At 36.4% G+C, this 4383-nt stretch carries 5 protein-coding genes; 1 reads left to right on the top strand and 4 read right to left on the bottom strand.

What is annotated here, in order from left to right:
* Positions 1-2 precede the first annotated feature (2 nt).
* On the top strand, positions 3-149 hold the full coding sequence (locus VB797_RS11530; RefSeq protein ID WP_323237865.1) for a tetratricopeptide repeat protein: 147 nt from the start codon (positions 3-5) through the stop codon (positions 147-149).
* Between the two features lie 262 nt (positions 150-411).
* Here the strand turns inward: VB797_RS11530 and VB797_RS11525 are convergent, their stop codons facing one another.
* From VB797_RS11525 to VB797_RS11510, 4 genes are all read right to left on the bottom strand, one after another.
* A complete protein-coding gene (locus tag VB797_RS11525; protein ID WP_323237819.1) occupies positions 412-1380 on the bottom strand; it encodes a nucleoside hydrolase in 969 nt (322 codons plus the stop codon).
* A 336-nt stretch (positions 1381-1716) separates the two neighbouring features.
* A complete protein-coding gene (locus VB797_RS11520) occupies positions 1717-1887 on the bottom strand; it encodes a hypothetical protein (RefSeq protein WP_323237818.1) in 171 nt (56 codons plus the stop codon).
* On the bottom strand, positions 1884-2306 hold the full coding sequence (locus tag VB797_RS11515; protein WP_323237817.1) for a hypothetical protein: 423 nt from the start codon (positions 2304-2306) through the stop codon (positions 1884-1886). Before VB797_RS11515 ends, VB797_RS11520 begins: the two co-directional genes overlap by 4 nt.
* Before the next feature lie 161 nt (positions 2307-2467).
* Positions 2468-4150 (bottom strand): hypothetical protein, encoded by a 1683-nt coding sequence (locus VB797_RS11510; protein WP_323237816.1) that lies wholly within the window; start codon positions 4148-4150, stop codon positions 2468-2470.
* Positions 4151-4383 lie beyond the last annotated feature (233 nt).

The raw sequence follows: 4383 nt of genomic DNA, 5'->3' as shown, positions 1-4383 counted from the left end.
CTCTGAAGATTAATCCTAACTTTGCTGAAGCCTACTACATCCGAGGTGTTTTGCGTGCTTCATCGGGAGACATTAAAGGAGCAACTGAGGATTACAACCAAGCTCTGAAGATTAATCCTAACTTGGTACCAATCAATTCTAAGTTATAATAACTACTCCTATCCCGCTCTAAGATTACCGATCTCTCTTTCCCTCTTTTCTCTGCGCTAAGAGGGAATCGCACCGAGATTCATGTAAAAACCTGCAAGATGCCCCTAAAAGGCTTGATTTCTCGTTACCAAACACCGCTTTTTTGATAAGAGTGTAGCAATTTATCAAACCCAGATAGGGCGAGGGTTTTCAGCCCATCTTGCCGGAAGTTACACACATCTCGGCTCGATACCCATAGTATTCGAGGATGATAGCGATTACCTATTCCCCATTCCCTAAAAAAATCAAATCCTCAACTAAACTTGCTAGTAAACCAACTCGATCAACTTGTAAAGCAACCCAAGCATTAGCATCAGTTTTGGCTTGAAATCTTTCATCAAAAAGAGTTTTTCCCAAAGTATGATGACCTTGAGTTTCAATATCTACACGAGCGCGACGAAATAGTAAAGTTTCGGGATAAAATAAATAAGCTACAGCAGCACCATCATGAACCAAAAAACCTTTGATTCCTTTAGTTTGACGATATCTTAAAGATGCTGCTGTCATAAAGTTGCATAATTCAGAGATAAATTTAGTTAAATCACTGTCAGAATTACTAATAATATCATCAGCCATTTCTGGAGTAAAAATTAATTCTTGAGTAATATCCAAAGGTAAAACTACAATATCATCACGGCTAGCAAATACTTTTTCTGCTGCTTGGGAATTATATATAATATTAAACTCAGCATGAGGAGTAACGTTTCCCGGAACTTTGAAAGCACCTCCCATGATGACAATTTCCTTAGCTTTTCTTAAAATACCTGGACTTTTACTTTCCGCAGCCGCTAAATTAGTTAAAGGTGCAACTGCGAGGATGGTAATTTCTTCAGGATAATTATTCAGCTTATCAATAATTAAATCATCCGAGTAAACTGCACTCTCAAAATCGTGTTTAGCTGCGGGTAAATGGTGAGAAATATTCCCCATCCCATCCATACCGTGAATATAAGCAGCATCAGCAATTTTGGATTCTTTAACCGTTACTCCCCGACCTAATTCAACTTGTTCAAATCCTCCCAAACTCAAAACTTTACTAGCATTAATAAAGGTTAATTCAGAACCGATATTACCTTCAGCCGTGGTAACAGCAATTAATTCTGCTAAGCCTTGCTTTACTAAACTTTGCAGCCATAATAAAGCAAATATATCATCACCACCGGGGTCTGTGTCGAAGATTATTTTAGTCATGGGTTCGTAGTTGCGCTTCAGCGCTAAATTATACCAAACCCTTTGTCATTAAAATAATTTATTTTTAACGCGGAAGTACGCAAAGGTAAGCATTTAGATAAATTTACTCTTCGTCCTCTTCCTCTGCGCTCCCCACGTCTAGTTCGTAGGTTGGGTTAAGCGCACGAAGCATAATAATGCTCAACAAGAAATTAACAAGAGCGCTGTAACCCAACATTAAATTAGGGGTATTCTTAAATATCTCAATCGATCGCAAATCCCGATGTTGGGTTACGACACGATAATTATAAACCAGGCGTTACAAACGAAATTTACCGTTTTCGTGTCTAACCCAACCTACAAACTCCACTGCTTTAACTCCACCTCTTCAATTTCAAATAACTTGCGATGGGTACCATTTTGATGGTTGTAATCGTGCATATTTAGGAGAAGCGCTAAAAAATCAGTTTGAATAGTGCGATCGCAACTTAAACCAATAAATTCGTAATTTGCTGCAATCTCATTCATAACCGTTGGAATCGGAATTTCGGCTTCGTAACCGCCATAACTCCAAATAAAATCTCCTTAACGGCGCGAATTAAAAAATCGGGTTCAAAACTTAATATAACAAATTCATTATCTTGCTCAAACTCTGCGGTTGGTGAAGTTTGATAAGCGGGAAAAATCCCTATATCACCTTCTCCGTAATATTGACGTTGCCAATTTTTATTAATTTTAAAACTTGCATGGAAGTTTTGAGGAGAAATACCAATAATATGCTGAGATGATAGAGTCTCAGGAACTTTATAATTTAGTTGTCGATGATAGTTAAAATAAAAACCATTGAAAAGAGATATCGGAGTAGAAAGAATCAATGGTTTAGGTAAGATTTGCTTTAATTTATCTGGTTGTACGGCATTTATTTTGATCGGTTGCTCGATTTGCATTGTTACACGGGCTAATGATTTACATCTTCATATATAATAAGTTTCCCATAAAAAAACGGGCAAGATGCCCGTACAATAATTATTATTCGCACTATTCTTTCTCTTTTTTCTCTTCCTCTGCGCTCTCTGCGTCTCTGCGGTTTATAATTCTTCAATCGTAATCAACTAAAAAGAAAACTCATCTCATTACTAGAAGAAACAAACTGATGATTATAAGTACTTAGCGCTGACTCATCAAAATCTGCCGTTAATGGTTGGAAAATTTCAGCCATCTTATTCATTACTGAATCAACAAGCATATCAGCACTTTGCTTCACACCAATTCCCATGACTATAGTTTCTAATTCACCTAATAAATCATCACCAATTTTAGCCGATTTATCAATTACAACCGACCAATTACCGTTACCAATTACAATACTATTATCGGTATAAACTCTATTCCCGTTACCGATTACTGTATTATTATTCCCGAAATCCCAGTTACCGTTACCAATGGTTGTATTGTTATTTCCAAAATACCAATTGCCATTACCAAGAGTTGTATTATCACTACTAGAATCCCAATACCAGTTACCATTCCCAACGGTTTTATTGTCAGAGGTAAAATCTAAATGCCAATTACCATTACCAACTGTAGAATTATTACTGGCTCCATCCCAATTCCAGTTACCATTACCAATAGTCGCATTCAAACTACCGTAATTCCAGTTAGCATTACCAATAACTGCATTGTCACAACCAAAGTCTTGATTCCCATTACCGATCGGAATCTCACCTTCAGGTGTACTAAATACATTTTCAGAACCGTTGAATGGTAACAAACCATCCAAAGCAACATTTATAATATCAAAAGGAATCTCTTCGCTACCTTCACCAAGATTAAATTCACCGCTTGCAAACGGATTATTATCACCGACTAATCCTTGAAAAGAATTAGCAGAATTATTGAAGCTGAACATATCATTACGAAACAGCGTTAATAAATCATTTGGTGTTTGTAAAGGTGTTTCGTTACTTGCAAAAACTTCTGGAGAATTAAGATTTGCGTTAAATCTTAACAGATTATCTCTAACAACTCTTAAGGTTTCACTAGTTGACTGCTTAGGTATAGTGCTGTAGTTATCATCCCCTTCACTAGCATTCAAAAATGGTAAATCTTCACCAAAAATCATCCCTGTCATATTAAAGGATGGTGAAGATCCATTCCCGTTTTCTGCGATCGGATTTTCTCCACCACTAGCAAAGGGATTTCCACCTTCTCCACCAGCAAAGGGATTTCCACCTTCTCCACCACCAGCAAAGGGATTTTCACCTTCAGCGTCCATAACAGGATTAGAATCTGCGACATCTGCTGATGAATTATTATCGCTATCTGTAGACAAATTTTCTTCTACAACAGGACTTTCTTCTTGAACAGATTCAATATTATCTACAATATCTTGTGAAGGTAAAGAGTTTTCGTAACCTGGTGGTGGAGTAAATTCACCCTCACCAAAAGGATTTTTACCATCAGCAAAAGGATTCTCTTCTGTAAATGGATTACCTGCTGATTGTTCAACTTCTTTCAAAGGTAATCGATCGCGCAGTTTATCAAAAAGAGAATTAATCCTTTCGTCAACATCAGTTTTGATTTCCGAAGTTAATGACTCTTGTGTAGTTTCATCATCAACTATCCATTGTCCGTTACCGATAACAATATTACCAATATCAAGAGCGGATTTAATTCCACCTTCTAGTATATTGTCACTAATAGAAAAAGAACTACTAGTACTAATTAATGAGCCAGTAAAATCAATAGATTGACCATTAATTTTGCTTACAGAATTTGATGAAGGTTCCATTATGTATTCTCCTCAAAATAAGAACTTAAATTAATAAAAACAAAACTTAAATTCTATTACATACAAAATTATCGAGCTAAATTAATAAGAAATGTAGAGACGTAGCAATACAGCCCGTCTCCACAATGCGACTATGAACCAAAAACTTCCACACTGATTTGAGCAAGTATCATACCGCTACTCAAAATCGGAAGCATTTTATCCTAAAAATCTAGCCAGCGAATAGATTAGAA

It is taken from the genome of Rivularia sp. UHCC 0363, from assembly GCF_034931125.1.
In the GTDB taxonomy this organism is placed as follows: Bacteria; Cyanobacteriota; Cyanobacteriia; order Cyanobacteriales; family Nostocaceae; genus Rivularia.
Note: the sequence above shows the minus strand (reverse complement) of the source record. Positions and strands in the feature narration are given on the sequence as shown.